This window comes from Lacticaseibacillus pantheris DSM 15945 = JCM 12539 = NBRC 106106 (genome assembly GCF_001591865.1).
Lineage (GTDB): Bacteria > Bacillota > Bacilli > Lactobacillales > Lactobacillaceae > Lacticaseibacillus > Lacticaseibacillus pantheris.
Genome location: NZ_BCVS01000183.1, coordinates 1 through 1,193 on the forward strand (window position 1 = coordinate 1; position 1,193 = coordinate 1,193).

A 1,193-nucleotide genomic window follows, 5' to 3' on the forward strand; every position below is an offset into this window, starting at 1 on the left:
ATCTCCGGAACGCGGGTACTACTCGGCGGCATCATGAGCTGGGCTAACCGCGCGGACGTCGAGATTCTGGCGACCACGCAGACGCCTGCCACCAGCGCGTCCACGACGTACAAGGACGGCGCATGGACTATCCACGCAGAAGATGGCACATTTACCGCCAATCGCGGACTCTCTGTATGGTACTGGCCCGGATACAGTGCGACCGGTGCACGCTACTACAGCGGTGAGTCTGTCCACTACTACGGCTGGGTACGCAACGGTCAGTATGTCTACATCGCATACCACGCGAGCGATGGACTGACTCACTACCTAGCGGTGCGCGACAATGGCGCGGCACTGGGCACGTTCCGGTAGTATAATTGCGCGACGGAGGAAATCCGTCATGACTAGCGTCGTAAGGGCATAGCGACACTTCCCGCTGCGGGTCAGACAGCGTTAGCGGCGTGGCGCGGTATCCATGATTTATGCTCATAGCCTCACCCTGCTTAACGGCGGGGTGGGGCTATTTTTTTGCAGTTTTTGCATGCAAACGTTCGTTCGTATATACTCATCCATGGAGGTGAGCATATGACACCAAATCAGCGAGCAGAGACTTTAAATCAGCGGATCGACGAGACTTTTAAAAAGCAGGCACACCACATCTACACTCTGTGGGTGGTAAACGAGCGCTGGAATCACACCATCAATTTCTTTATGGACGACCAGCCACACGGCATTAAAGCCCGGCGACGCTCAATACCGCTCATGACCATAGACGATAACTCCGATTGGGAGCTGGTCGAGTATCTAGTGATGATGGTACGACAACACACACAAATCTTCATCCAGTACCGGGGATGGCGGCCAATGCTCGACCGGTGGCCAGGTAGTGGCGACATCATCATCCGCAAGCAACGCGAGGATGACTACACGCCGGACGACGTTAAGCCGGGTGGTCGGTATGAGTAAAAACAGCGATACCGATATAGTCGGCGTCGCTGTTTTTGGGTAATCTCCATACATGGAAGTGATCGGATGAAGGAGGCTATTTAGCAATTTTGTTTGACGCGAAAGCGGTGGCATTGTATGGTTATGTGGATGTCAGATTATTAGCTACTACTATAGTATTCGGTAAATATTCGGTGCATTTTGTTAATGCGGTTGCTAAGCCGCGTCAATATTGACTTGTATAGACCGTTTGTTATAGTGGTAGT

1 protein-coding gene and 1 pseudogene are annotated in these 1,193 nt (G+C 52.5%); both read left to right on the top strand.

Annotated features, from left to right (window positions below; genetic code table 11):
- Positions 1-354: pseudogene (locus LPA02S_RS11755) on the top strand (hypothetical protein); the annotation flags it as partial.
- 213 nt (positions 355-567) lie between these two features.
- Positions 568-948 carry a hypothetical protein gene (locus tag LPA02S_RS11350; protein WP_054651460.1) on the top strand — a complete coding sequence of 127 codons (381 nt, stop codon included), beginning with the start codon at positions 568-570 and terminating at the stop codon, positions 946-948.
- The last annotated feature ends 245 nt before the right edge of the window (positions 949-1,193 follow it).